Raw genomic sequence first — 25,998 nt, forward strand, 5'->3', positions numbered from 1 at the left:
AGGGAATAGAAATGAAGAAAATAGTAGGTTTAGTTGTATTATTAGTAGCGTTAACAGGATGTGGGTCAAAACAAGCAGATACAACCAAAGATAGTAGCAAGGAAGTAGCGAGTTCAGAAGTTGTTTCATCAGAAAAAACAGAAAAGGCCGTTAAAGTTGTTTTACAAGAAGACGGAAAAGAATTTAACACTAAAGATATCGAGATTAAAGAAGACGCTTTACTAGGAGATATCATGGCAGATAACTTTAAAATTGGTGAAGAAAACAATATGATTTCTTCAATTGATGGAAAAAAACAAGATAATAAAGCGCAAAAATATTGGATTTATCAAGTGAATGGTAAAGAAGCTGAAGTTGGTGCTAATGAGTACAAATTAAAAGCTGGAGACGAAGTTGTGTGGAATTTATCTAAATTTGAAATGAAATAAATAAAGGACGTGACAACATGAAAGTTTATACAAAAGGTGGAGACAAAGGGAAGACTAGTTTGATTGGTGGTAAGCGTGTCAACAAAGGCAACAAGCGTGTAGAGGCTTATGGAACAACCGATGAAATTAACTCTCAAGTAGGTTTAAGCATTTGTGAAGTGAAAGAACTTAGAAATAGTCAAGAACTTGTCGCTGAATTAACAGAAGTTCAAAATTATTTGTTTGATTGTGGAACTGATTTGGCCAATGTATCGGATGAAATGCCTTTTATGATTACATCAGAGCACATTAAATGGTTGGAAGATCGAATTGATGGACATACAGAAAAACTACCTAAGATAGAACGCTTCATCTTACCAGGTGGTAACAAAGCTAGTTGCCAACTACATATTGCTAGAACGATTACAAGACGTGCTGAACGTGCGGTTGCTTCTTTAATTGAAGAAGAAGAAATACCAACAGATGCATTTAAGTTTCTAAATCGTTTATCTGATTATTTTTTTGTTGTCGCAAGATTAGCTAATGTTTTAGGTGAAGAAGAAGAGCACTTCTACGAAAGAAGTAAAATCGTCTTTCATTAATTAGAGTGAATAAAAAGTTGTTAATCTCTAAGCAACTAGAGCAATAACATGTGTCATCGTAAATACAAAAAAATAGACATTTCCTAATTAAAGAGGAAATGTCTATTTTTGTATCTATGATTTAAGCTTCTGTATCGTCGTCAGAACCTTTTTTCTTTTTCATAAAGAAGATAATACCTGCAATAACGATAATCACAACACCAATAATAGCTCCAAAACGCATTTTTTCTTCACCTGTTTGAGGTAATTTATTTACTGGAACGTAATCTTTAGCAGTTTTACCACCGTTATTGTTTCCACTACCGCTACCGTTGTTGCCACTACTACCTGGGTCAACTTCAATTGGAATTGATTTGATTTGAAGTTTTATTGTGTTATTAGGATATTTTTCTTTAAATGCATCTTCAACACTTTTATCAAATTTAAATTCAGGTGTGATAGTAGATCCTTTTTGAACACCTTGTATCGCTTTCCAGTTTCCTTTTTCATCAATAGTAATAAATTTATCAGCATCTTTTTCTAAAAATTTACCAGTAAACGTTCCTTTTAGAACTGTTTTACCCTCTTTTTCTTCTTTTAGTTTAACGCCTTCAAATTCTGAAATGACGTCTAAGACACCAGTGCCACCAACATTAGTTTTTATCTCTTTATTGATTAAAGGGATTTCAATAATTTTTTCAGATTTTTCGATAGTTCTTTCAACTGTTGCATCTTGAGTATATTCTAAATTAATTTTACCTTTTTTAGCTTCTTCTGTAGTTACTTTTTTTAATGTATCATCATCTTCAAGAGTAAACGTTACTTTTTCTGTAAATTTAGCTTCTGTATTTTTTGTAGGAATAGTAAAACTACCATCATCAACTAAATTCATTTTTTCTGTTGAATTAGTTTTAAATTTAGCTTTCAATTTAGTTCCATTGTAATAAACAGCTAAGTTACCTTTTTCAGTTGTTACCTTTTCGGTTTTTAAATCTAATTTTAAGTTCACAGGATTTTTAGTATCATCTTTACCATCATCCTTGCCACCATCTTTTTTATCAATCACAAATGAAACTTCTTCTACAGGAATTTTATCAGCAATTGGTTGTCCATTGTACTCTTCTGCTAATACTTTTTTTGTAGCAGCATCTGGAATAAAGAATAATTTAACGTCATTTACTGTTCCAGCTGCTAAAGCAGTCCAAGTGCCATCAGGTTTAATCTCAACAATTTTTTCTTTATCTTCTGGTTCAATCACTTCAAATATGCCTGTCAATTCTTTGTTTTTTAATTTACCAAGATTGATTTGTCCAGATTTTCCAACTTTCGTTTTTATTGGGCTGTCCTTCAATTTTAACTTAAAGTTTTTTGTAGATTTGTCTTTTGTACTTTCTTTAGTGGCATTATTTTTCTCAGTATTTTTTGATATGTCACTTACATTAGTTGTACTTGTTGTTTCGACTGTACTTGAATTGCTAGTAGTTTCAGCATTTACTAAAGTCGTTGTGCCTAGTAATAAAGGGACGCAAGCCAATACTAATGCTGAAAAGCGTAATGAGTTTTTTTTCATGAGTTTTGCTCCTTTTAATTTAAAATAATATATATATTAACTATTATACATGAGTTTCTTTAAAAGTTAAATAGTTATTTTATTAGTTTACTTTTATGGTATTAAAGGCTTTTTTTGTTGTTAATGATCACCTGAACAAATTTTTGTGAGGCTAATGAGAGAGAAACGCTTTTTAAATAACACAAACCAATGGATCTTTTAGGTATTTGCTCAATTAATCGAATCTCTTGGAGCAAACCTTGGTCAATATAGGCTTGAGAAAATTCTTTAGTTACACAAGCAATGCCTAAATTTATTTTAGCAAAATCTAACAATAAATCATGGGAACCTAGCTCAAATTCTGGCTTTAAGGAAAGTTTTTTTTCTTTTAAGTAATTATCGATAAAACGCCTTGAAATAGAATCTTGATCCAAGCAAATAATAGGGTATTGAATCACTTCTTCTATAGTAAGTGGCTGTACAAAATCATTTACGTATTTAGAACCATAAACAAAAGTATCTTGGATATCTGCACAGTGAATTTTTTCTAGTTTTTCATCTTCAATTGGAAAATTACAGATAGCAATGTCGATTTTACCTTGCTTTAACGTTTCAATTAACTCAGAAGTCGTCCCATTAACAAGTTTAAAGGTAATTTCAGGATAAATTTGATGAAAAGATTCTAAAAAAGGTAATAGAAAATAGCGAGAGATGGTATCACCAACACCAATAGCAATTTTCCCCCCTTTAAGTAATTTGAATTCTTCCATCTTTTTTTCACCTGAATCAAGTAAATTTAGTGCAGAATAAACATAGTCATGAAGCAGTTTACCTTCTTCCGTTAAGATGACCCCTTGCGGATTACGATTAAACAGACGAACAGAAAGTTCTTGTTCGAGTTGAGCGATTGATTGACTAACGGCTGGTTGAGTTAAATAGAGAGTTTTAGCCGCCTTAGAAAAGCTTTTATGCTGGGAAACTTCATAAAAAACACGATAAAGATCAAGTTTATTAACCATATAAATCCTCCTTATATCAGCTATATTAGATATTAATTTTACTTATATCATGAAACGGGGTATAGTACAAGGGTAGAAAAATTACAAGTACATGAAAAGTCATGTAAGAAGGAGCGATTTCTATTGGAACGCACAGTTGGAACAATCACAAGAGGGCTTCGTTGTCCGATTATTAATGAAGGCGACAGTATTGAAGCTATCGTTGTTGAGAGTGTCTTAAAAGCATCGGAAGCAGAAGGGTTTAAAATTGAAGATAAGGATATTGTTTGTGTGACAGAGTCAATTGTTGCTAGAGCACAAGGGAATTATGCCTCAATTGATCAAATTGCAAAAGATGTGACAAGTAAATTCGGTGAGGCAACAGTGGGCGTTATCTTCCCAATCTTTAGTCGTAATCGCTTTTCAAATATTTTAAAAGGAATTGCTCGTGGCTCTAAAAAAATCGTTTTAATGATGAGCTATCCATCAGACGAAGTGGGAAATCACTTAGTATCTTTAGATGCTTTAGATGAAAAAGGCGTGAATCCTTGGACTGATGTTTTAGATGAAAAACAATTTAGAGAGTTATTTGGTTATAACAAGCATACCTTTACTGGTGTTGATTATATTGAATATTACAAAGAATTAATCGCTGCTGAAGGCGCTGAATGTGAAGTTATCTTCTCTCAAAAACCAAAAACAATTTTAGATTATACTGAAAATATTTTAACATGTGATATTCATACTCGTTTCCGTACAAAACGAATTTTAGAAACGAATGGTGCTAAGAATGTTTATGCCTTAGATGATATTTTATCTACTTCTGTGGATGGTAGCGGATTTAATGAAAATTACGGTTTATTAGGCTCAAATAAATCAACCGAAGAAGGCGTAAAATTATTTCCAAGAGATTGCCAGCCAGTTGTTGAAGGCATTCAAGAAGTCATTAAAGAAAAAACAGGTAAAACTATCGAAGTCATGGTGTATGGAGATGGTGCATTTAAAGATCCAGTTGGAAAAATCTGGGAGTTAGCTGATCCAGTTGTTTCCCCAGCGTATACATCAGGACTAGAAGGAACACCAAATGAAGTGAAATTAAAATATTTAGCAGATAATAATTTCTCGGATTTACGTGGAGCAGATCTAGAAGCAGCGATTAAGAAACACATCAATGAAAAAGATGAAGACTTAACTGGTTCTATGGAAGCACAAGGAACAACCCCTCGTCAATTAACTGATTTAATCGGATCATTAGCTGATTTAACATCAGGTAGTGGTGATAAAGGAACACCAATTGTCTTTATTCAAGGCTATTTCGATAACTTTACGAAGTAGAGAAGATAAAAAATCGTTGGCTCCAGTTACGAAAAAAATTGCTATTTGAACTTGAATTATAAAATAAAAATGAGGCTGACCAAGTGTTAGCCTCATTTTTATTTTATATGAATAATTTTTAATAGTCAGGGGATAAAAAGTCTGCTTACAGTTGCTCAGAGCCAAACAACTTTTGACCCACCCTCATTTTTGATAAAAGGAAAAATTTTGCTAATAATTACGTATTCAAAATGTCAGATGAAAATTTTAATGAGTAAAAACTAAAAAAAAGATTAGAATAAAAAGAAAAATATAACACAAGTGTGATTTATTCAAATATTTACTTTAAACTGTATAAGTATTCAAATTGAAATTATTTAAGGAGTTTATAGTCAATGGACGAAGAACAGAGTAACAAAAAGAAATTGTCGTTAACAGCTTTAATATTAATGATTTTTACCTCAGTATTTGGCTTTGCCAATATTGTCAGAGCGTATTACTTAATGGGGTATGCTTCAATTATTTGGTATATCTTAGCTGCGGTGACATTCTTTCTACCTTTTGCTTTTATGCTATCTGAATTTGGGGCAGCATTTAAAGATGAGAAGGGTGGTATATATTCTTGGATGGCAGTCTCTGTTAATCCTAAATTTTCATTTGTGGGCACTGTTATGTGGTATGCCTCTAATATTATTTGGATGGTTAGTACAGGTATCTCAATATGGATTCCTCTATCCAACGGAATTTTTGGCGTTGATAAAACACAACAATGGGCATTTCTAGGAATGGACAGTGTGCAAACTTTAGGAGTATTAGGTGCTATCTGGATTTTGTTTATTACGGTAGTTTCTAGCAAGGGTCTTGATAAAATAGAAAAAATAACTAATGTTGGTGGAATTGCTGTTGCTTTACTTAATGTAGTCTTAATTTTAGTCGGACTGTTTATTTTAATTTTAAATAAAGGACAGTTAGCTGAACCCATGACCGTAGCGAGTTTTGTTAAGTCACCAAATCCTGATTATGGCTCAATTATTTCTGTGTTTAGTTTTTTAGTATTTGCTATTTTTGCTTATGGTGGTTTAGAAATCATAGGTGGTTTAGTTGATGAGACTGAAGATGCTGCGATTAATTTTCCAAAAGGGATTAAAATATCAGCTATTGTGATCGCTGTGGGTTATGCTGTGGGGATTTTTATTATGGGAATTTTTACTAATTGGTCATTTGCTTTTACAGAATTTTCAGCAGCAGATATTACATTGGGGAATGTCGCTTATGTAGCAATGAATAATATGGGCTACCAATTAGGTTTAGCATTAAATTTATCAGAGAGTATTGCGACTCAAATTGGTGTTTGGATGGGGAGATATATTGGTATCTCAATGTTTTTAGCTTTGACAGGATCATTCTTCACATTAGCTTTTTCACCATTAAAACAGTTAATTGAAGGAACACCAAAAGAAATTTGGCCTAAAAAATGGACCAAAACTAAAAATGGTTTACCTGTGTATGCAATGTATGTTCAAGCACTTATCGTCATTACTATCATTTTATTTGTTTCATTTGGTGGTAAGGGAGCAAAAGAATTCTACGAAATTATTATCTCTATGACTAATGTAGCTGTGAGTATTCCTTATATGTTCATTGTTATTGCCTTTTATGGATTTAAAAAGAAAGAGGAAATTGAAAAACCTTTTGTTATGTTTAAGTCAAATAATGGCTATAAGTATGTTGTTGCTATGGTAACTTTTGTGATTGGTTTTGCTAATGTTTTTACAATTATCGAACCAGCACTTCATGGTAGATATGATGAAACATTCTTTTCTATATTAGGACCGATTATTTTTAGTGTTATTGCGTTGGTTATGTTTAGAAGATATGAAAAGAAAATGAATAATAACTAAATTAAGTAAAAATAAAAAAGTTGGCTCAGAAATTACAATTTCTGAACCAACTTTTTTCTATTTATTTCGAAACGGTGTGATAAAAATCATATAAATGAACTAAATCTTCCATTTGTTGATTGCATTTTTGACTGTCTTTACAAATATAATTTCCTTTTTTAGTATAAGTGCCATCACCAGCTACCCGAGTTGTGGTTAAAAACATCGCAACATTATCAATTTTATGGCAGATAGCACAGACATTTTTGATAATATCAGGAGACATTACTCCGTAGCATCCTCTAAGTTGTTCTTCATAGTAAAAGGTAATGTATTTTCTTTGAGTACCAATATCATCCCAAGCAAGATAATTAATTGTTTTCAAATCAAGTGTTTCCCATTTAGGGTATTTAATTTTTTTTACTTTACGAAATACTTTTTCAATTTTTTTATCAGAGACTTGATTAAACGGAATAATTTGTTCTTGTATTTTCTCAAATAGAGAGAGAGATTTGGCGTTTGTTAGTGTTCTATCTAAGTAGATGGGTTTAATTTCTTCTAAAAAAACCTCATCTAGTAAAAGTGCTAATTCGTTTGTTACTGTTTCTTGGATAGTTAAAATGACATTTTGATCATTGACTGTTTTGTAAACATTGATAAGGTGGGTAATTTGATTCTTAATATAGTTAAATTCATATGGTTGTAGCATGTTTTTTCCTTCTTTCTCTTAAGTGACAGATACTTTGAGGAAAATAGACTACTATTTTAAAGTTTCTTCTCAAAGTATTATAGATAAAAATAACTTTGAGTTAAGATTAAAGATGATAATATCATCTCAATCACCTCCTATTAGTGTTATTAGCATATAATTTTACAATTAATTTGTAAAGCGCTAAAATGAAACTTATTGAAAAATAAAAGAGGGGGAATAATATTGTTATATTATGTAAGAAAGGCTAAAGCATCTGATTTAGATGATATATTAAAAGTCATTCAAAATGGAAGAGAGACACTAGAAAATAATAATATTCCTCAATGGCGAAATAATGAGGGGCCAAATGAAGCTGTTTTAAAAAAAGATATCCATTTAGGTGAGGGTTATGTTTTAATCGAAACAGATCGAATTGTTGGATTTGGAACGATTACAACGGGTATTCAAGATGGCTATGCTGATATTACTGAAGGACAGTGGATTGATACCGATGAGTATGTTTCAATTCATCGTTTTGTAATTCTTTCTTCTATTAAACAAAGAGGAATGTCTCAGTTTTTTTTAGGTCATTTAATTTCTTTTTCAAAAATGTTAGGATATATAGATTTAAGAGTAGATACTCATCCTCTAAATTATGGTATGCAACGGGTAATTGACAAGTCAGGATTTTCTTATCAAGGAAATATAATATTGGATTGTGCTGATGGTGAAAGAAAAGCATATCAATTGATATTGAGTTAAAAAAACCAGAGTTAAATCTGCTGATTTAGCTCTGGTTTTAGTTATTATTCGCAAACCCAAGTTCCGTTTTTATCAAGAGAACAGGTACTACCGTTTTCGATAAGAATTAAGGGCTCATGTTCTTCTTCTGCAATTTTTTCAATGGTTTCTTGTATGACTTCAATGGACTGGGCTCCGTTAATGCCGTATTTCTCATTAATTACAAGAAAAGGAGCTCCGTGAATATTATATTCTTGGGCCAGTTTGATATCATCAAACACTTTTTTTTCTGTTTCTTCAGAAGTAAAGATAGGCTCAAACGTTAGCCAGTCAATATTATTTTGAATAATGACTTCTCGGATAATATTTATATCTTCAATATTTTTATTTTCTACAAATAATTTATTCTGTAAACTATCAAAAACATTCCAGTATGCAGCATCTCCACCGATTATCTTAGCAGCCGTAGCAGCTAAAAGTGCAGGTTTAGAAGTGGGAAATTGAAAACTTGCTTCTTTCATACCTGATATATTAAAACGATGTAAATCGTCATTTTCGTTAGCGTGTTCCCAATGTTTTAAGATTTCATTTTTTGCATTATCTCTTGAACCAAATTGGTTAGCTAAATCGTCACTTTCCCATGCTAAGGCAAATGAGCGATGAATAATGTCAACATTTGGATATCTTTCTTTTATTTGACGCATCCGATATGACATTGGAAAGCAAAAGCTGCAAATGACATCATGAAAAAATTCAATTTTCATTAAAAAACCACCTATCTTTTATTGAATACATCATAACTAGATTTGTATGGAAATACAAAAAATTTGCTTATGACTTATAACCAATCACAAAGATGCTTAGTAAAATATATAAAACAAGGAGGTATTTAGTATGAAAATCAAAAATAAAACAACAGAAATCCCGCAAATTAGTGAAGAATATGGTTTGATTGACTTTAGGCCATTAACAATGAAGGAACGTTTAGAAATATATTCTCGTCTGACTAAAGATCAAAGAAACTTAATCGATGAGCATCGAAAGTATTTAATTAGATCAGAATTTATTAAAGACAGTTATCTAAGTGCATCTGATTGGGACTTTGTTGATTTAAAAATGGATGAGTATTACCCAAAAGTACATGATAAAGGAAATCAATTATATTGTCAGTGTGGTAGAAGGTTAAAATATCAATATATCGTTAAATCAAAAGCAACAGGTAAAAAGATGGGATTAGGTATTCAACATTTTAAGGATCATTTAAATATTCCACAACAGGTCGCAAAGGAAATTGTGGATCGTTTAAGCAATGTGGATTTTGGCTTAGATGAATTATTATGGTTAAAACGAAAAGGTGTGGAATTTCCAACTGAATTATGGCATCAGTACGCTTTGTCATTGTATAGAAACCAATATGCCGAAAAGCCATATACAATAAATTTTTCTCTGGGACAACGAATTGCCGCATTTAAAGAAGTTGATATGCCAATTTATTTTTCGGATTACCAATTATTAAATAAAGAAATTAAAGGACTACAAAATAATTGTTTAAATACGCCACAAAAAGTGGTAAATGAAGCTGATTTTAATCAGTTCAAGCAGTCTCTTATCAGTAATCTTGAACAAAAATCTTTATTTAATAGAGCATCTATCTGGTCATTTCAAATTCAAAAACAACTAGAATTAGGGAGTGAAGAACCAACGTTACCACAAACTTATTTTGTGGATTTATATAAAATTTTAAAAAAATCGAGGGAAAACAGAAAAAAAGAAATGCTAGCTTATAGTAATAAAGGAATGGGAAAGTGGATTCAAAAAGAAGTTTATATCCATTTGTTAAAAAAAGTCGAAGAATTAGGATTATCTGAAGCATTTTTAGATGAAATCCATCCTTTTATGAGAGAGGGATTAGCGAAGTTTCTTGTTTTTAATAAAAAACAAAAATTATTTGAAGAAGATATTAAAGAAATCAAGCAAATTCTAACAAAATATGATGAAGAATCCAAAAAAGAATTAATTGAAGAATTAATGAATCAGGTAAGTAAGACTATTTGATGATAAAAGGGAATGCCATCCTTAAAAATAGCAAATTTATAACAAAAAGCGCTTTCATTGTGAAAGGATGATTAAAGTTACGTAAGATGTTGGTTTAATAAAGATTATTTCATTTTAATGTTAAATAATTAAGTGCTGAAAGCGTGTTATATTTAGTGTGCTATATAACTAAATTAAAAGGAGCGGTACAAGTGGAGAAAAAACAGAAGTTAACACTAAAAGCACTTATTCTCATGATTTTCACTTCAGTATTTGGTTTTACTAACATTATTAGAGCATATTATTTAATGGGGTATGGGTCAATCATTTGGTACATACTGGCAGCGGTAACTTTCTTCCTACCATTTGCGTTTATGCTATCAGAATTCGGTGCGGCATTCAAGGATAGTAAAGGTGGTATTTATTCTTGGATGGCAGAATCAGTGAATCCTAAGTATGCATTTGTTGGAACATTCATGTGGTATGCCTCATATATTGTATGGATGGTAAACGTTGGTACAGGAATTTGGATTCCTTTATCTAACGGAATATTCGGTGTTGATAAAACACAAACAATGAGTTTCTTTGGTCTTAATGGTGTCCAAAGTTTAGGTCTTCTAGGAGTTGCCTGGATTTTATTAATTACTTTTGTTTCATCAAAAGGGCTAGATAAAATAAAAAAAGTAACATCAATCGGTGGGACTGCAGTAGCTTTAATCAATGTTGTATTAATTTTAGGTGGTTTACTAATTTTAGGACTTAATAAAGGTCAGATGGCGGAACCATTAACAGCTGCAGCGTTTACTCATTCGCCTAATGCAGATTATACGTCATTAATTTCAGTTTTTAGTTTCTTAGTATTTGCTATCTTTGCTTACGGTGGTTTAGAAGTTGTTGGAGGACTAGTAGATGAAACTGAAAATGCTGAAGTGACTTTCCCTAAAGGTGTAACAATTTCAGCTATTATTATCGCTGTAGGTTATGCAGTAGGGATATTTATTATGGGGGCATTTACTAACTGGACATTTGCCTTTACACAATTTTCAAAAGCTGATATCACATTAGGTAACGTGGCTTATGTTGCTATGAACAATATGGGGTATCAATTAGGATTGGCACTTAATTTATCTGATGCAACAGCTGTAACAGTCGGTATGTGGGTTAGTCGCTATATGGGACTTTCAATGTTCTTAGCATTAACAGGTGCATTCTTTACTTTAATCTTCTCTCCATTGAAACAATTAATCGAAGGAACGCCAAAAGAAGTATGGCCTAAAGCATTTAATAAAAGAAAAAATGGTATGCCAATTGTAGCTATGTGGGTACAAGCAGCAATCGTTATTGCGATTATTATGTTAGTTTCTTTTGGTGGCGAAGGTGCAGCAGAATTTTTCAAAATTTTGGTAGCTATGACAAATGTATCGATGACGATACCTTATATGTTCTTAGCGCTTGCGTTCTTAGGTTTTAAAAAGAAAGAAGAAATCCAAAAACCATTTGAAATTTATAAATCAAAATCGTTCTATAAGTTTGCTGTTTTTAGTGTAACTTTTGTGGTTGGTTTTGCGAATGTCTTTACAATTATTAATCCTTCTCTTAATGGGAATGTAAAAGAAACGATCTTCTCGATTATGGGTCCGATATTCTTTGGTGTTTTAGCTTATATTATGTATAGTCGTTATGAAAAGAAAAATAAATTAAAATAAATAATAGAGGAGTCTTTAAAGATGGAAAATTTTAATCATTACTTGGATAAATATGCTGAATTAATTGTAAAAACAGGTGTCAATGTCAGTGAAAATCATAGCGTGATATTAGAAATTTCAGTTACACAAGCTCCATTAGCTCGTTTAATTACAAAAAAGGCTTATGCTATGGGCGCTAAAGAAGTTATTGTCAGATGGAATGACGATGAAATCTTAAAGGAAACAGTTGCACACAAAGAAGCTGTTGCCTTAGAAACAGTTGCAGATTATCAACTAGCAGAAGTTCAAGACTGGGTCGATAAAAAAGCGTCAAGAATTAGTGTTGTATCTGCCAATCCAGATGCTCTATCAGGAGTACCAAGTGAACGTGTTGGATTGTATCAAAAATTTGACCGTAAACTATTGTTTAATTTAAGACAAGCAGGACAATCTAATAAAATTAGTTGGACAGTTGTTGCAGCAAGTGGTGCAGAATGGGCTAAAAAAGTCTTTCCAGAATTAAAAACAGAAGAAGAACAAGTAGATGCTTTATGGGATGCAATCTTTAAAGCAACAAAAGTGTATGCTGATTCTCCAGTTAAAGCTTGGCAAGAACATGAAGCCTTACTTAGAGAAAAAGCAGATATGTTAAATAAAGAGCAATTTATAAAACTTCACTATACTGCTCCAGGAACTGATTTAACAGTCGGATTACCTAAAAATCATGTGTGGGATAGTGCTAGAAGTATTAATGCTTCAGGTGAAGAATTCATGGCAAATATGCCAACAGAAGAAGTCTTTACAGCACCTGATTGTCGTGTAGCAGATGGCTTTGTGACAAGTACAAAACCATTAAGTTATGGTGGAACTACTTTAGTGGATATGGTTTTCCATTTTGAAAATGGTGAAATTGTTAAAGCAACAGCTAAAGAAGGCGAAGATGTTCTAAATCACTTAATAAATATGGACCCAGGTTCGAAACGATTAGGTGAAGTAGCATTAGTTCCAGACCCATCACCAATTTCACAATCAGGAATCACATTTTACAATACCTTATTTGATGAAAATGCATCAAACCACTTAGCAATTGGTAATGGTTATGCTTTTAACATTAAAGATGGTGTAGATATGGATGAAAAAGAATTGGAAAAAATTGGTTTAAATAGAAGTCAAAATCATGTTGATTTTATGATTGGTTCTGACAAGATGGATGTCGATGGAATTAAAGAAGATGGCACGATTATTCCAGTTTTTAGAAATGGAAATTGGGCATAACTTAAAAATTAGATAAAGCTAAAAGAGCGAAGAGATGAAAAAATCTCTTCGCTCTTTTTTTTTCACAAAAAATACAATTGTATTAAATAGCTAATCAAATATCTATTTGTTTAATAATATTTTGGTTATTCTTTCATCTATTGATATAGATAGCTTTAGTAAGTATCGACATTTTGTTCAAAATGAACAAAATGAAAATTAAAATTGTGAAATTAACTAGATGTAACCGTTTTTAATTCTGTGTAAGATGAACTTATAAGTAGCTTAAAGGACTCGCAAGGAGGATGCTATGGGAGAGAAAAGATGCATAGAAACTGATTTAGAAAAACAAAATAAACTATTGGAAAGTAGAGGATATAATCAAGAGTTATTACCTAAGCTAAAAGATGATCGAGACATGGGAATTTTAAATTATTTTACACTCTGGATGGGCTCGATACACAATATTCCAAATTATGCTGCTGTCGGAGGGTTCCTACTATTAGGATTGACCCCCTTTAATATTATGATTGCATTGTTTATTAGTAGCCTTGCCGTTGCTATGTTGATGATTCTAAATGGTAAGGCAGGTTCGAAATACGGAATTCCCTTCTCAATGCATTTAAGATTAACTTATGGAGATGTGGGGGCTAAATTACCTGGATTTTTAAGAGGTGGTGTAGCAGCAATTGCTTGGTTAGGTTTACAAAATTATACTGGATCATTAGCACTTTTAATTCTCATTGGTAAAATTTGGCCAAGCTTTTTATTAATAGGTGGAGATACTAATTTACTAGGTATTAGCGTTCCTGGGTTAATAGCGTTCACACTTTTTTGGGGAATTAACTTGTTGATTGGTTTAGGGGGCGGTGCTTTTCTTAATAAATTTACTGCTATCTTAAATCCATTAATCTATATTGTTTTTATCGGTATGGCAATTTGGGCAATCTATGTTGCTAAAGGCTTTCAAAATATCTTAAGTTTTAGAGTAACTGAAAATATAGAAAATGGTCGTTCACCGATAATTATTTACTTAATGATTATTAGTTCTGTTTTATCAGTTTGGGCTGGTCCGATGGCGAGTGTTTCGGATTTTACACAACATGCTAAATCAACAAAAGATCAAATGATCGGTCAAACATTAGGTTTAGGTCTAGGCTATCTTATTTTTGCTTTTTCAAGTATGAGCATTTTAATAGGTGGTTCGATTTATTATGGAACAGAGGAATGGAACGTATTAAACATTGTTAATAAATGGGATAGTCTTCCGGCTATGTTACTGGCAATTACGGTTTTACTGATGACGACGATCTCGACGAATGTTACAGGAAATATTGTCCCAGCAGCATATCAGCTATCTGCCCTGTTTCCAAAACAAGTGAATTACAAAAAAGGTGTTTGGATCGCTAGTGTTCTGAGTTTTCTAATTATGCCGTGGAAATTAATGGAAAATTCGGTTAGTATTTTTGCTTTCTTAAATCTGATTGGTTCACTTTTAGGGCCGATTGCAGGTGTTATGCTAGCGCAGTATTTATGTGTTCTTAGAGAAAAAATTGATTTAAATCAGTTGTATCTAGATAAAACGAATCCAGTTGAGAATAACCCATATAAAGGAATTAATAAACCGGCCTATTTAGCAACTATTATTGCACTGCTTGTTTCGATATCTGGTCAATTTATTCGACCATTTGCTTTTATGTCTGATTTTTCATTTCTTGTAGGATCAGGTTGTGCTTTTATTTTATATCTATTATTAAGTAAATTCCGTTTAGGAGGAAATTTAGATGAGTTTTGATTTATTGATAAAAAACGGTTTAGTCATTCTTAGTGAAGGTGAAGTGTTGACTGATGTAGCAGTAACAAAGGGTAAAGTTGTTGCGATTGGGACTGATTTAGGTGATGCTAAAGAAGTGATAGATGCGAAAGGTTTAATCGTTAGTCCAGGTATGGTTGATGCCCACGTTCATATTACTGATCCAGGAGGCGGTTTCCGTGATTTCTGGGAAGGTTATGTGACAGGGACAAGAGCCTGTGCAAAAGGCGGTGTTACTTCATTTATGGAAATGCCATTAAATCAAGTGCCGGCAACAGTGGATAAAGAATCTCTAGAAATAAAATTTGCAGCAGGTGAAGATAAGTTGATGTCAGATGTTGCTTCATTTGGTGGCTTGGTTCCATTTAATTTAGATGGAGGGATTCAAGAATTAAATGATGGTGGTGTTGCAGCGTATAAAGCCTTTATGGCAACTTGTGGTGATCGTACGATTGAAGGTGACTTTATGAATGTGGATGATTATTCACTTTATGAAGGAATGAAACAAATTGCTAAAACAGGAAAAGTTCTCGCGATTCACGCTGAAAATGCGGGTATCACGGATAAATTAGGTGAAATTGCCTATCAAAATGGTGAAACAACCTTGAAAGCATATGTCGAAACAAGACCTATTTTTACAGAAGTAGAACCGATTCGCCGTGCTATTTTTTTAGCTAAAGAAACAGGGTGTCGTATTCATATTTGTCACGTAGCGTGTCCAGAAGGTGTGGATGAAGTGACAAAAGCCCGCCAAGAAGGTGTGGATGTGACTTGTGAGACGTGTACTCATTATTTATACTTCAATACTAATGAGTTAGATAGCATTGGACCGATTGTTAAATGTTCACCACCGATTAGAGACAAGAAAGCCCAAAACGGCTTATGGGAAAAGATAATGTCAGGGGAGATTTCTTTTGTAACATCTGATCATTCTCCTTGCACACCAGATTTAAAAGATAAAACCAACGCTTTCGAAGCTTGGGGCGGTATCTCTGGTGTTCAAAATAACGTGGATGTCTTATTTGATGAAGCTGTCCAAAAAAGAGGCATGTCATTAAAACAATTTGCTGAGATGATCGCGAATAATCCCGCTGAACGCTTTGGATTAAACTTAAAAGGAAGTATCTCGATTGGAAAAGATGCGGATTTTGTCTTCATCTCACCTGAAGATTCTTACGTTTTAAAAGCAGAAGATTTAGAGTATCTAAATAAAATTAGTCCTTATATTGGTCGTGAAATTGGGGCACAAGTTGTTCGGACTGTGCTAAGAGGACAAACAATTTATTCTAAAGAAACAGGTGTTTCTGATGATACGATAGGAGTGTTTATAAAATAATTGTGCAAAGTGCACATAATAATTTTGAACACTGGAATTCCTGTCGATGAAAATGAATACTAAAAAATATAAACTTATGTAGTGGTAGCGCAAACAAGAAAAGGGGCATACATCAGATGGAAAATTTTAATAAGCTAGTGGAAGAGCATGTTGAGTGGATTTCTAGTATTGGGGCAGATCCAACAGGAGGAACAACTCGCCTACTATATGATGAAAATTGGCGCGTAGCTCAAAATGGATTAAAGGACAAATTTGAGACGCAAGGTTTAGTGACTAACTTTGATGAGATTGGTAATTTATATGGAAAACTTTCAGGTAGTAAGTACCCTAATGAAACTATATTAACAGGATCTCATGTTGATACCGTAGTAAATGGTGGAAAATTAGATGGTCAATTTGGTATTATCGCTTCTTATTTAGCAGTGAAATACTTAAAAGAAACGCACGGAGCACCATTAAGAAACTTAGAAATTGTATCAATGGCAGAAGAAGAAGGCAGTCGCTTTCCATATGCTTTCTGGGGAAGTAAAAACATCTGGGGATTAGCAGATAAAAATGATGTGATAGATTCTCAAGATGCTAATGGTATTAAGTTTGTTGATGCTATGAAAGAATCAGGTTTTGATTTTAGAAGTGAAACAATGCCAGTTAGAGATGATGTAAAAGCGTTTGTTGAGATTCATATTGAACAAGGAAGTGTTCTTGAAAAAACAGGGAAACAAGTAGGTGTTGTGAATAATATCGTGGGACAAAAACGCTATACAATTACGTTAACAGGTGAATCAAACCATGCTGGAACAACCCCAATGGGCTTTAGAAAAGATACTGTTTATGCGATGAGTAAAATGATTAGTCAAGCAACGGATTTAGCTTATGAAGTAGGAGATCCACTGGTTTTAACATTTGGTCATGTAGAGGTTCAACCAAATACGGTAAATGTTGTACCTGGTCATGTCACGTTCAGTATGGATTGTCGCCATACTGATAAAAATGAATTAGCAGAATTCACACAAAAAATCGAAAAATTATTTTCAGAGATTGCTACAGCACATGAAGTGGAAATTGAAATTGATAATTGGATGAATGAAGTTCCAGTGCCGATGTCAAGTGCTGTTGTTAAAACACTTGAAGAAGCCTGTCAAGAGGCCAAGCTTAATTATACAGTGATGCATAGTGGTGCTGGTCATGATTCACAAATTTTCGCTCCTCAAGTACCGACTGCGATGATTTTTGTTCCAAGTATCGGTGGGATCAGTCATAATCCAGCTGAGGATACAAAAACAGAAGATTTAGTCGAAGGATTAAAAGCATTAATTGCATCATTATATAAATTGGCTTATGAAGAATAAAAAAGGGTAAGGGGAACTGAAGATGAAAGAGATGAATGTGGCAGAGAAGCCGGTAGAAATGGAGTATTGGAAAAAAGTAATTATCATGCTTTGTTTGGGATGGGTAACGATTTGGATTTATCGTTCAGCATTGACCCCCATTTTTCCAGAAATTCAAGAAACGATTGGTAGCTATACGAACACTCAAATGGGACTTATTTCAAGTTGTTATTTCTTTGGCTATACAGGTATGCAGATTCCAGCAGGTATTTTGGTAGATAAGTTAGGTAAAAAGAAAGTTTTGATTCCTGGCTTCATTTTATTTGGGATTGCAGCAGCAATGATAGCTATGTCACAAAGTATTAGCACTATTTATATTGCAAGTGTGTTTGCTGGTATTGGCTGTGGTTCTTATTATGGTTCAGCTTACTCATTATCATCAGGAAGCATTCCAGAAGAAAAACGTGGTTTATCAACAGCTATTATCAATAGTGGTTCAGCAGTTGGTATGGGACTTGGTTTAATCGGTTCAAGTTTAATTGTTAAACAATTTGGTATGCCATGGCAAACAATGATGTATATCTGTATTGTTGCGATTATTGCGATGCTAGTGATATTCATAGTTGTGATTAAACCAGAAGAAAAAACAGAAGAAGTAAAAAAAGATACTTTAAAAACAGCAGTAGTTACTCAAGAAAAAACAAAATTAGATGTTAAAAAATTATTTAGTCTAAAAATGATAACAGCTTACATGTTGTATTTTGGAACATGTTATGGCTATTACATGGTAGTAACTTGGTTGCCATCATTCTTACAAGAAGAACGTGGCTTTCAAGGATTAGCAATAGGTTTTTCATCAGCTTTAGTAGCTTTCTCAGCTATTCCAGGCGCGTTATTCTTTAGTCGTTTATCAGATAAACACCGTGATAAAAAAGTAACGTTCATTTTTGCCTTAGAAATTGCTGCAGCTTTAATGTTGGTACTGACAGTTTTAGCGCCAAGCTCAGCTATTTTACTTGTGGCATTAATCTTATATGGATTACTTGGTAAATTAGCAGTGGAGCCAATCATTATTTCATTTATCGCAGATAGGGCTTCAAAAGAAAATTACGGAACAACATTTGGTGTGTTTAATTTCTTTGGGATGAGTTCATCAGTTATCGCACCAGCCTTAACAGGCTTTATTTCAGATAATACAGGATCAAAAATTATGGGATTCTATATTTCAGCAATTGTTTTAGTGATTACAACAATTTGCTTTGTCATTGTTAATAGAACAAAAAAAGCAGCGTAAAACAACTATTTAGGAGGAAAAAGTAATGGGTTATCGTACAAATGAATTAGGTTATCCAAATGATTTATTAGCATCAAGGTCAATCGTAGAGAGAGGAAATTTTGCTTTAATTCCACCTCAAGGATTAGTCAAAAATGTGATTCCCAATTTTGAAAATTGTGAAATGACTATCTTAGCAACACCGAAATTAGGTGCAGCTTTTGTAGATTACTTATGTCGTGTCTTGCCAGGTGGGGGAAACACAAAAGGCTTTGGCGGTAAAGGTTTAGAAACATTTATTTATGTTTTAGAAGGTGAATTGACTGTTACGATAGGCGAACAAACTCACGAATTGACAACAGGTGGTTATGCCTATTGTCCACCAACAGAAAGTTTAAAATTTGAGAACAACTCAAATGAAAATACTGAAACATTCCTTTATAAAAAACGTTACCAAGAAGCAGAAGGTTATGCACCATACACTGTTGTTGGTAATACAACTGAAATGGACTATCAAGACTATGAAGGGATGACTGACGTGGGCTTAAAAGATTTATTACCAACCGACTTAAACTTTGACATGAACTTCCACATCTTAAAATTTGAAACGGGTGCTTCTCATGGCTACATTGAAACACATTATCAGGAACATGGCGCTTTAATGTTAGAAGGTGAAGGTTTATATAATTTAGACAATCACTGGATCCCGGTTAGAGAAGGCGACTATGTCTTTATGGGAGCTTATAATCTTCAAGCTGGTTACTCTGTTGGTCGTAAAGGGGCTTTAACTTACTTATATTCTAAAGATTGTAATCGTGATGTAGAACTATAAAGACTATAGAAGGAGTAAGGTTATGAGTGAAGAGATAATTTATTTAAAAAAAGAAGAATTAAAAGAATTAATGCAAACAAAATTTGAAAAAGCTGGTTTAAAAGAAACGCATGCGAAAGAAGTTGCGACTCATTTAACCTATGCTGATTTAAGAGGGGTTCACTCCCACGGTGCTGTCCGTGTGGAGTATTACTCAGAGCGAATTGCTAAGGGTGGAACAACGATTGAACCAGACTTTAGATTTGAAAAAACAGGTCCTAGTACTGGTGTTTTTCATGCCGACAATGCGATTGGACACGTTGCAGCAAAAGAAGCGCTAGGTTATGGAATTGAGATGGCAAAAGAAACAGGTGTGGCAGTTGTTGGTGTATCTAAAATGGGCCATAGTGGGATGCTTTCCTACTACGTCGATATTGCAGCACAAAATGATTTAGTTGCTTTAGCAGTCTGTCAATCAGACCCAATGGCCGTTCCTTTTGGCGGGACAGAACCTTACTTTGGAACGAACCCCATTGCTTTTAGTGCACCAACGAATGAAAGTCGACCAATTATTTTTGATATGGCAACGACAGTTCAAGCCTGGGGCAAAATTTTAGATGCTCGAAGTAAAAATTTGCCAATTCCAAATACCTGGGCTGTAGATAAAAATGGAGAGGCAACAACAGATGCTAATCAAGTGAATGGATTATTACCGATTTCTGGTCCTAAAGGTTACGGATTAATGATGATGGTCGATGTTTTATCGGGTTCTTTATTAGGGTTACCTTTTGGAAAACACGTCTCATCCATGTACTCAGATTTATCTGAAGGACGTAATTTAGGTCAATTATTTATTTTGATTAATCCAAGTAACTTTACTGATTTAGAGACTTTTAAAGGAAATTTATCTCAAATGATCGAAGAACTGCACGATAACAAGCCAGCAACTGGTTTTGAACAAGTGTACTATCCAGGAGAATTATCAGAAATTAGACAAAGTGAACATGAAGCAACAGGAGTTCCAGTGGCTAAGAGTATTTATGATTATTTAGTAAGTGAGGACGTTCATTATAATCGTTATGATCATTCTGATGCTTTTGCTGAAAGATAATCAATGAAAAAAGTTGTTAGGTATAAATAAAACTAAGGGGAGAATTTTATGCTTCAAACACTATTAATGAAAAACAGTTATCAAGACTCTGTTGTTTTGATGCTTTTAACGAGTAAATTAAGTCAACTTCAAGAAGTTGAAAGAGTGTCAATTATGATGGGAACACCTTCTAATATTGATATTTTTAGAGAGAGTGGCTTTGATACACCTGAATTAGATGAAGCAACAAGTAATGATATGGTTGTGATGCTTGAAGTCGCCTCTGAAGATGATAAAGAAAAAGTTTTAAAAATGATTGATGAAGAATTGAGCAGTACGAATGACGTTGGTGGTGCTGTTGAAGAAAAAATCAATTCATGGGAAAAAGCATTGAAGAAAGCACCAGAAGCCAACGTGGCATTGATTTCAATTCCAGGTGAGTACGCTGCTTTAGAAATCGAAAAAGCAATTGATAATGGCTTACATGCTTTTGTTTTTAGTGATAATGTTCCGATTGAAGAAGAAGCGCGCTTGAAGCAAAAAGCTCATGATAAAGGGTTAATGGTTATGGGTCCTGATTGTGGAACAGGCGTGATTCACGGCTTGCCTTTAGCGTTCACAAATAATAACCGTAAAGGGAAAATTGGTGTGATTGGTGCTTCTGGTACAGGTATTCAAGAAGTAACAACCTTAGTTCATCGTTACGGTCAAGGGGTGACGAATGCGATTGGAACTGGTGGACGTGATTTGTCAACAGCTGTAGGTGCTATTTCAATGATTGATAGCATCGTGGCTCTTAATAATGATCCTGACACAGAAGTCATCATTGTCATCTCAAAACCACCAGCAAAAGAGATAGAAGCCCGTGTTTTAGATGTGTTAAGAAAAATCGAAAAACCTGTAGTGACTTTATTCTTAGGCTCAAAACCAGTAGCGTATGAAGAAGGGCTATATCATGCTTATACGCTAGAAGAAGCAGCACAATTAGGAACTAAATTAATGAACAAAGAAGAAGTTGTCTATACTCCAGCTTCTGCTAAATCAGTAGAGATGAGTACGGCTAAAGGGATTAAAGGTTACTATTCAGGTGGTACATTAGCGTATGAAGCTGCTTTTCTTTTAAGTGATGCGTTAGGTTTATCTAAAGAAAACACACCAGAAGGCTACACGTTAAAATCAGACCTTCATGAAGTAATCGACTTAGGTGACGATATGTATACCAAAGGAAAACCACATCCAATGATCGATCCAGAAATTCGAATTGAAAAAATCAAGTCAGTGGTTAACCAACCTGAAACAGCTGTTGTGGTATTTGATGTTGTTCTTGGGTATGGCGCTCATGAAGATATGGCAAGTGCTTTAAAACCAGCGATTATCGAAGCTAAAAGAGCATCAGATGTGGCTTTTGTCGCAGTTGTCGTTGGTACAGATGAGGATCGCCAAAATATGGCTAATCAAGTAGCTATTTTAGAAGAAATCGGTGTGGTTGTTTGTGAGAATAATGTTCAAGCATTACAAACAGCATTAGCTGTTGTGGATAGTGAATTAGTATTTAAAGCCAAAGAAGTGGTTGCAAAAGAAGCAAGTACACTTAAGAAATTACCAGAAGTTTCTGATAGCTTAGCTAAGTTAATTTCTGAAACACCAAAAATTATTAATATTGGATTACAAAGTTTTACGGAGTCAATCATTGATAATAATGGGGAAGTGGTTCATTTTGACTGGCGACCTTCAGCAGGTGGTAACGTGGAATTACAAAAAGTCTTGTATTTCTTAAATCAATTTGAATTTAACGCTAAATAGGGGGAAATAATAAATGAATTTTAAAACAATCGAAAACGCTAACCAAGCTGTTATTGATAAAGTAGTTCAGTCAGCACCATTCTTATTAGATGTTGTACCGGCTAAATCAGTGATTCCAGACTTAAATAAAAAAATGTTACTTCATGCAGGTCCTCCTATTAAGTGGGAAGACATGACTGATCCAATGCAAGGTTCTTGTGTGGGAGCTGTTCTTTTTGAAGAATGGGCAGACAATGAAGCAGATGCTCGTCAGATGTTAGCTTCTGGTGAAGTAGAATTTTCACCTTGTCACCACCATAATGCAGTAGGACCAATGGGAGGCATTACCTCTGCCAACATGCCAGTTTTTGTGGTAGAAAATAAAACTGAAGGTAATAAAGCTTATTGTACGATGAACGAAGGAATCGGTGCTGTATTACGTTTTGGTGCTTATTCTGAAGAAGTTGTGAACCGTTTGAGATGGATGAGAGATACATTAGGTCCTGTTTTAAGTAAAGCTCTATTAACAATGGAAGATGGTGTGAACATTAATGTTCTTGTAGCAAAAGCAATTGCTATGGGAGATGAGTTTCATCAGCGTAACATCGCGGCTTCTCTTGCTTTCTACAAAGAATTAGGCCCAATTATTACAACATTACCAATTTCTGAAAAAGAAAAACAAGAAGTCTCTCAATTCTTAGCTGATACGGATCAATTTTTCTTGAATGTTATGATGGCAGCAAGTAAAGCGGTCATGGATGGCGCAAGAACTGTCACAGAAGGAACAATCGTTACAGCGATGTGTCGTAACGGAAAAGATTTTGGAATCCGCATTAGCGGAATGGGCGACGAGTGGTTCACAGGACCAGTTAACACACCACAAGGTCTCTATTTTGCCGGTTATAGCGGTGAAGATGCGAATACTGATATTGGAGATTCTGCGATTACAGAAACATTTGGTGTTGGTGGCATGGCGATGATCGCAGCGCCAGCCGTAACACGTTTTGTCGGTTCAGGTGGTTTCTATGACGCACTGAATACATCAAACGAAATGTCAGAAATCTGTATGAGTCAAAATCCAAACTTCCCAGTACCAACTTGGGACTTTAGAGGGATTTGTTTAGGCATTGATGCAAGACTTGTCGTTGAAAAAGGGATTACACCAGTTATCAATACAGGGATTGCGCATAAAAAAGCAGGCATTGGGCAAATTGGAGCAGGAACGGTTAATCCACCTGTGTCATGTTTTGAAAAAGCCATCCAAGCGTATGCAAAAAAATTAGGCATGTAATTAATACATATCTTGAAAAATATGAAGAGTGTGGCGAAAGTTAGCCACGCTCTTTAAATTACGAAAAAATGGTGAGTTGTTGGAATAAATCATGGGAAATTAAGAAAAGAGGAATTTAATGATGAAAAAACGTGTGGTTTTAGCTTTAGGTGGTAATGCTATTTTACAACCTGGACAAGTAGGAACTTATGAAAATCAAAAAGCAAACATTGAAACAAGTGCAGATAGCATTTCAAAGATAATTAAAGCAGGACATGAGTTAGTAATTGTTCATGGTAATGGTCCACAAGTGGGACAAATTCTACGCCAAAATGAACTAGCGAAAGAAGAAGTGCCTGTGCAACCATTACCCATTTGCAGCTCAGAATCACAAGGTTTTATTGGTTATATGTTACAAGAATCATTAAAAAATCGCTTGCCAGAAAAAAATGTGGCAACTGTCTTAACAATGACAGAGGTTGATTTAAAAGATGAAGCCTTTAAAAATCCAACAAAGCCAATTGGTTCTTTTTACACAGAAACAGAAACTCAAAAATTAGCTGAAGAAAAAGGTTGGGCAATGGGTGAAGATGCAGGTCGTGGCTACCGACGTTTAGTGGCTTCTCCAGAACCTAAAAAAATCGTAGAAGTAGATGTTATTAAAACCATGTTAGAAAATGAAATTGTGGTTGTTTCAACTGGTGGTGGTGGTATTCCCGTTGCTAAGAATGCTGAGGGGAAATTAGAAGGCGTTGCTGCGGTTATCGATAAAGATTCATCAGCGTTAAGACTTTCTAAAGATGTGGATTCTGACGTTTTAATGATTTTGACAGATGTACCGAATGTTTACATTAATTACGGAAAACCCAATCAAGAAAAATTAGAAAACATCAGTATTGAAAAAGCAGAACAGTACTATAGTGAAGGACATTTTTCTGACGGAAGTATGGGACCAAAGATGGCAGCATGTATTGAATTTGCAAAACTAGGCAAAACAGCCATCATTTGTGCCTTAACAGACGCAGTAGAAGCATTAGAAGGAACAGCAGGCACAAGAATTATAGGCTAGAGTGGTGAAAATGGCGCTTAGCTCCAAGCAACTGGAAGCAACTAAAAATAATTCGTGAACTTTGGATTAATTTTAATTGCTGAAGTTGTCGAAGGAGTTGCCATTTGAACCCAGACTGAAATAGAGTGGTGAAAATGGCGCTTAGCTCCGAGTAACGGGGAAAAGACTAAAAAACAAGCAAGAAATTGACTTAATTTGCCAATTTCTTGCTTGTTTTTCTATGTTCTAACTTAAAAGGTATTTAACCAAGTTAGCAATTGTTGGTAGGCGATTAAACCTACGTTGTTTTGTAGGTCAGAATCAAAATCGTGGGGTAAATTTTCTATAAAATATGTCGTATTTTCTGGAATTATTTGGCTCATCTCTTGGCTAATAGTAAAGGGAACATCTTGATCAGATGAACTAGCTGCGATGAAAGTTGGTGGCAGTTCCTTTAAGTCATCATGGGTTAAACTAAAATCCTCTACTGTATTTTTCCGACCTAATAGTTCTTTCAGCCAAGTGCCAGTTTGACGATATCCCATATAAACTGGAAAACGTTTCTCGATGGGGGCGTGTGATAAAGCAGTTTTGCTAATTAACCCATGAATCGTCATAAAAGGTACTGTTTGATAGGTTTGATAATAGTGACTAGGTTGATTAAGTAATGGGTCATTTAAAGAATAGTAGCCATAAAATGATATTAATTGATCAGGTGATGTAAGTTTAGTAGAATTTGCTAATTGAATCGCAAGATAAGCTCCCGCAGAACGACCAAAATAAATAAGGCGGTCCATATTTTGTTCTTTTAATTGTGGTTGTTGTGCTAACTTTAAAATCCCCTCTTCCAGTGAAGATAAAATGCCATTGATTTTGACTTCAGGAGCAAGAGGATAGTTTAAAGCTAAAAGGCTGTAACCTGCTTGGTTTATTAAATCGAGGTAAATATGTGGTAAGTCATCTCTACTCCCGTAAATCAAACCACCACCGTGGAAGTAAAGAATAGTACCTTTACTTTCAGGTAATAAACTTTCATATAAAGTAGCCTCTAAGGGTAAATTTTGATAGTAATGGTAGATAAATGTTGTTTTCATGAATAAACCTTCTTTATTT

22 protein-coding genes are annotated in these 25,998 nt (G+C 34.0%); 17 read left to right on the forward strand and 5 right to left on the reverse strand.

What is annotated here, in order from left to right; translation table 11 throughout:
• The first annotated feature begins 11 nt into the window (after nt 1-11).
• Nucleotides 12-428 carry a DUF4430 domain-containing protein gene (locus FM121_RS11140; RefSeq protein WP_086952237.1) on the forward strand — a complete coding sequence of 139 codons (417 nt, stop codon included), beginning with the start codon at nt 12-14 and terminating at the stop codon, nt 426-428.
• Between the two features lie 17 nt (nt 429-445).
• Nucleotides 446-1,009: a cob(I)yrinic acid a,c-diamide adenosyltransferase gene (locus FM121_RS11145; RefSeq protein ID WP_086952238.1), complete on the forward strand. Its 564-nt coding sequence runs from the start codon at nt 446-448 to the stop codon at nt 1,007-1,009.
• A gap of 121 nt (nt 1,010-1,130) precedes the next feature.
• Here FM121_RS11145 and FM121_RS11150 read toward each other — a convergent pair whose 3' ends face one another.
• Together FM121_RS11150 and FM121_RS11155 are read right to left on the reverse strand one after the other, a co-directional pair.
• Entirely contained in the window at nt 1,131-2,558 is a 1,428-nt protein-coding gene (locus FM121_RS11150; RefSeq protein WP_086952239.1) for an LPXTG cell wall anchor domain-containing protein, read from the reverse strand.
• Between the two features lie 101 nt (nt 2,559-2,659).
• Nucleotides 2,660-3,556, reverse strand: a complete 897-nt coding sequence (locus FM121_RS11155) for a LysR family transcriptional regulator (protein ID WP_086952240.1) — start codon at nt 3,554-3,556, stop codon at nt 2,660-2,662.
• Between the two features lie 123 nt (nt 3,557-3,679).
• On the opposite strand from FM121_RS11155, the gene FM121_RS11160 reads away from it, so the two are divergent.
• Both FM121_RS11160 and yjeM (FM121_RS11165) read left to right on the forward strand, forming a co-directional pair.
• Nucleotides 3,680-4,870 carry a coenzyme F420-0:L-glutamate ligase gene (locus FM121_RS11160; protein ID WP_086952241.1) on the forward strand — a complete coding sequence of 397 codons (1,191 nt, stop codon included), beginning with the start codon at nt 3,680-3,682 and terminating at the stop codon, nt 4,868-4,870.
• A 374-nt stretch (nt 4,871-5,244) separates the two neighbouring features.
• Nucleotides 5,245-6,750 (forward strand): glutamate/gamma-aminobutyrate family transporter YjeM, encoded by a 1,506-nt coding sequence (yjeM, locus tag FM121_RS11165; RefSeq protein ID WP_086952242.1) that lies wholly within the window; start codon nt 5,245-5,247, stop codon nt 6,748-6,750.
• A 61-nt stretch (nt 6,751-6,811) separates the two neighbouring features.
• Here yjeM (FM121_RS11165) and FM121_RS11170 read toward each other — a convergent pair whose 3' ends face one another.
• Nucleotides 6,812-7,438 carry a FusB/FusC family EF-G-binding protein gene (locus tag FM121_RS11170; protein ID WP_086952243.1) on the reverse strand — a complete coding sequence of 209 codons (627 nt, stop codon included), beginning with the start codon at nt 7,436-7,438 and terminating at the stop codon, nt 6,812-6,814.
• A 225-nt stretch (nt 7,439-7,663) separates the two neighbouring features.
• Between FM121_RS11170 and FM121_RS11175 the strand changes: the two genes are divergently transcribed.
• Nucleotides 7,664-8,182 carry a hypothetical protein gene (locus FM121_RS11175; protein ID WP_086952244.1) on the forward strand — a complete coding sequence of 173 codons (519 nt, stop codon included), beginning with the start codon at nt 7,664-7,666 and terminating at the stop codon, nt 8,180-8,182.
• A gap of 44 nt (nt 8,183-8,226) precedes the next feature.
• Here FM121_RS11175 and FM121_RS11180 read toward each other — a convergent pair whose 3' ends face one another.
• Entirely contained in the window at nt 8,227-8,925 is a 699-nt protein-coding gene (locus FM121_RS11180) for a DsbA family oxidoreductase (protein ID WP_086952245.1), read from the reverse strand.
• A gap of 130 nt (nt 8,926-9,055) precedes the next feature.
• On the opposite strand from FM121_RS11180, the gene FM121_RS11185 reads away from it, so the two are divergent.
• From FM121_RS11185 to arcC, 12 genes are all read left to right on the forward strand, one after another.
• A complete protein-coding gene (locus FM121_RS11185) occupies nt 9,056-10,216 on the forward strand; it encodes a hypothetical protein (RefSeq protein WP_086952246.1) in 1,161 nt (386 codons plus the stop codon).
• A gap of 191 nt (nt 10,217-10,407) precedes the next feature.
• Entirely contained in the window at nt 10,408-11,901 is a 1,494-nt protein-coding gene (yjeM, locus tag FM121_RS11190; protein ID WP_256958453.1) for a glutamate/gamma-aminobutyrate family transporter YjeM, read from the forward strand.
• A 21-nt stretch (nt 11,902-11,922) separates the two neighbouring features.
• Nucleotides 11,923-13,155 carry an aminopeptidase gene (locus FM121_RS11195; protein WP_086952247.1) on the forward strand — a complete coding sequence of 411 codons (1,233 nt, stop codon included), beginning with the start codon at nt 11,923-11,925 and terminating at the stop codon, nt 13,153-13,155.
• A 289-nt stretch (nt 13,156-13,444) separates the two neighbouring features.
• The gene (gene allW, locus FM121_RS11200; protein WP_086952248.1) at nt 13,445-14,929 is read left to right on the forward strand and encodes an allantoin permease; all 1,485 of its coding nucleotides are present in this window, start codon (nt 13,445-13,447) and stop codon (nt 14,927-14,929) included.
• Nucleotides 14,919-16,283, forward strand: a complete 1,365-nt coding sequence (gene allB / locus FM121_RS11205) for an allantoinase AllB (protein ID WP_086952249.1) — start codon at nt 14,919-14,921, stop codon at nt 16,281-16,283. Before allW ends, allB begins: the two co-directional genes overlap by 11 nt.
• A 116-nt stretch (nt 16,284-16,399) precedes the next feature.
• A complete protein-coding gene (gene allC, locus FM121_RS11210; RefSeq protein ID WP_086952250.1) occupies nt 16,400-17,632 on the forward strand; it encodes an allantoate deiminase in 1,233 nt (410 codons plus the stop codon).
• Nucleotides 17,633-17,654: 22 nt separating this feature from the next.
• Nucleotides 17,655-18,905, forward strand: a complete 1,251-nt coding sequence (locus tag FM121_RS11215) for an MFS transporter (protein WP_086952251.1) — start codon at nt 17,655-17,657, stop codon at nt 18,903-18,905.
• Between the two features lie 25 nt (nt 18,906-18,930).
• The gene (gene allE, locus FM121_RS11220; protein WP_086952252.1) at nt 18,931-19,716 is read left to right on the forward strand and encodes a (S)-ureidoglycine aminohydrolase; all 786 of its coding nucleotides are present in this window, start codon (nt 18,931-18,933) and stop codon (nt 19,714-19,716) included.
• Nucleotides 19,717-19,738: 22 nt separating this feature from the next.
• The gene (gene allD / locus FM121_RS11225; protein ID WP_086952253.1) at nt 19,739-20,806 is read left to right on the forward strand and encodes an ureidoglycolate dehydrogenase; all 1,068 of its coding nucleotides are present in this window, start codon (nt 19,739-19,741) and stop codon (nt 20,804-20,806) included.
• A gap of 48 nt (nt 20,807-20,854) precedes the next feature.
• Complete coding sequence (fdrA, locus tag FM121_RS11230) at nt 20,855-22,588, forward strand: acyl-CoA synthetase FdrA (protein WP_086952254.1); 1,734 nt, start codon at nt 20,855-20,857, stop codon at nt 22,586-22,588.
• Between the two features lie 13 nt (nt 22,589-22,601).
• Complete coding sequence (locus tag FM121_RS11235) at nt 22,602-23,858, forward strand: YlbE family protein (RefSeq protein ID WP_086952255.1); 1,257 nt, start codon at nt 22,602-22,604, stop codon at nt 23,856-23,858.
• A gap of 121 nt (nt 23,859-23,979) precedes the next feature.
• On the forward strand, nt 23,980-24,906 hold the full coding sequence (gene arcC / locus FM121_RS11240) for a carbamate kinase (RefSeq protein WP_086952534.1): 927 nt from the start codon (nt 23,980-23,982) through the stop codon (nt 24,904-24,906).
• A gap of 230 nt (nt 24,907-25,136) precedes the next feature.
• On the opposite strand, the gene FM121_RS11245 is transcribed toward arcC, so the two are convergent.
• Nucleotides 25,137-25,979, reverse strand: a complete 843-nt coding sequence (locus FM121_RS11245) for an alpha/beta hydrolase (RefSeq protein ID WP_086952256.1) — start codon at nt 25,977-25,979, stop codon at nt 25,137-25,139.
• Nucleotides 25,980-25,998: the final 19 nt, after the last annotated feature.

This window comes from Vagococcus fluvialis bH819 (assembly GCF_900163795.1).
GTDB lineage: Bacteria > Bacillota > Bacilli > Lactobacillales > Vagococcaceae > Vagococcus > Vagococcus fluvialis_A.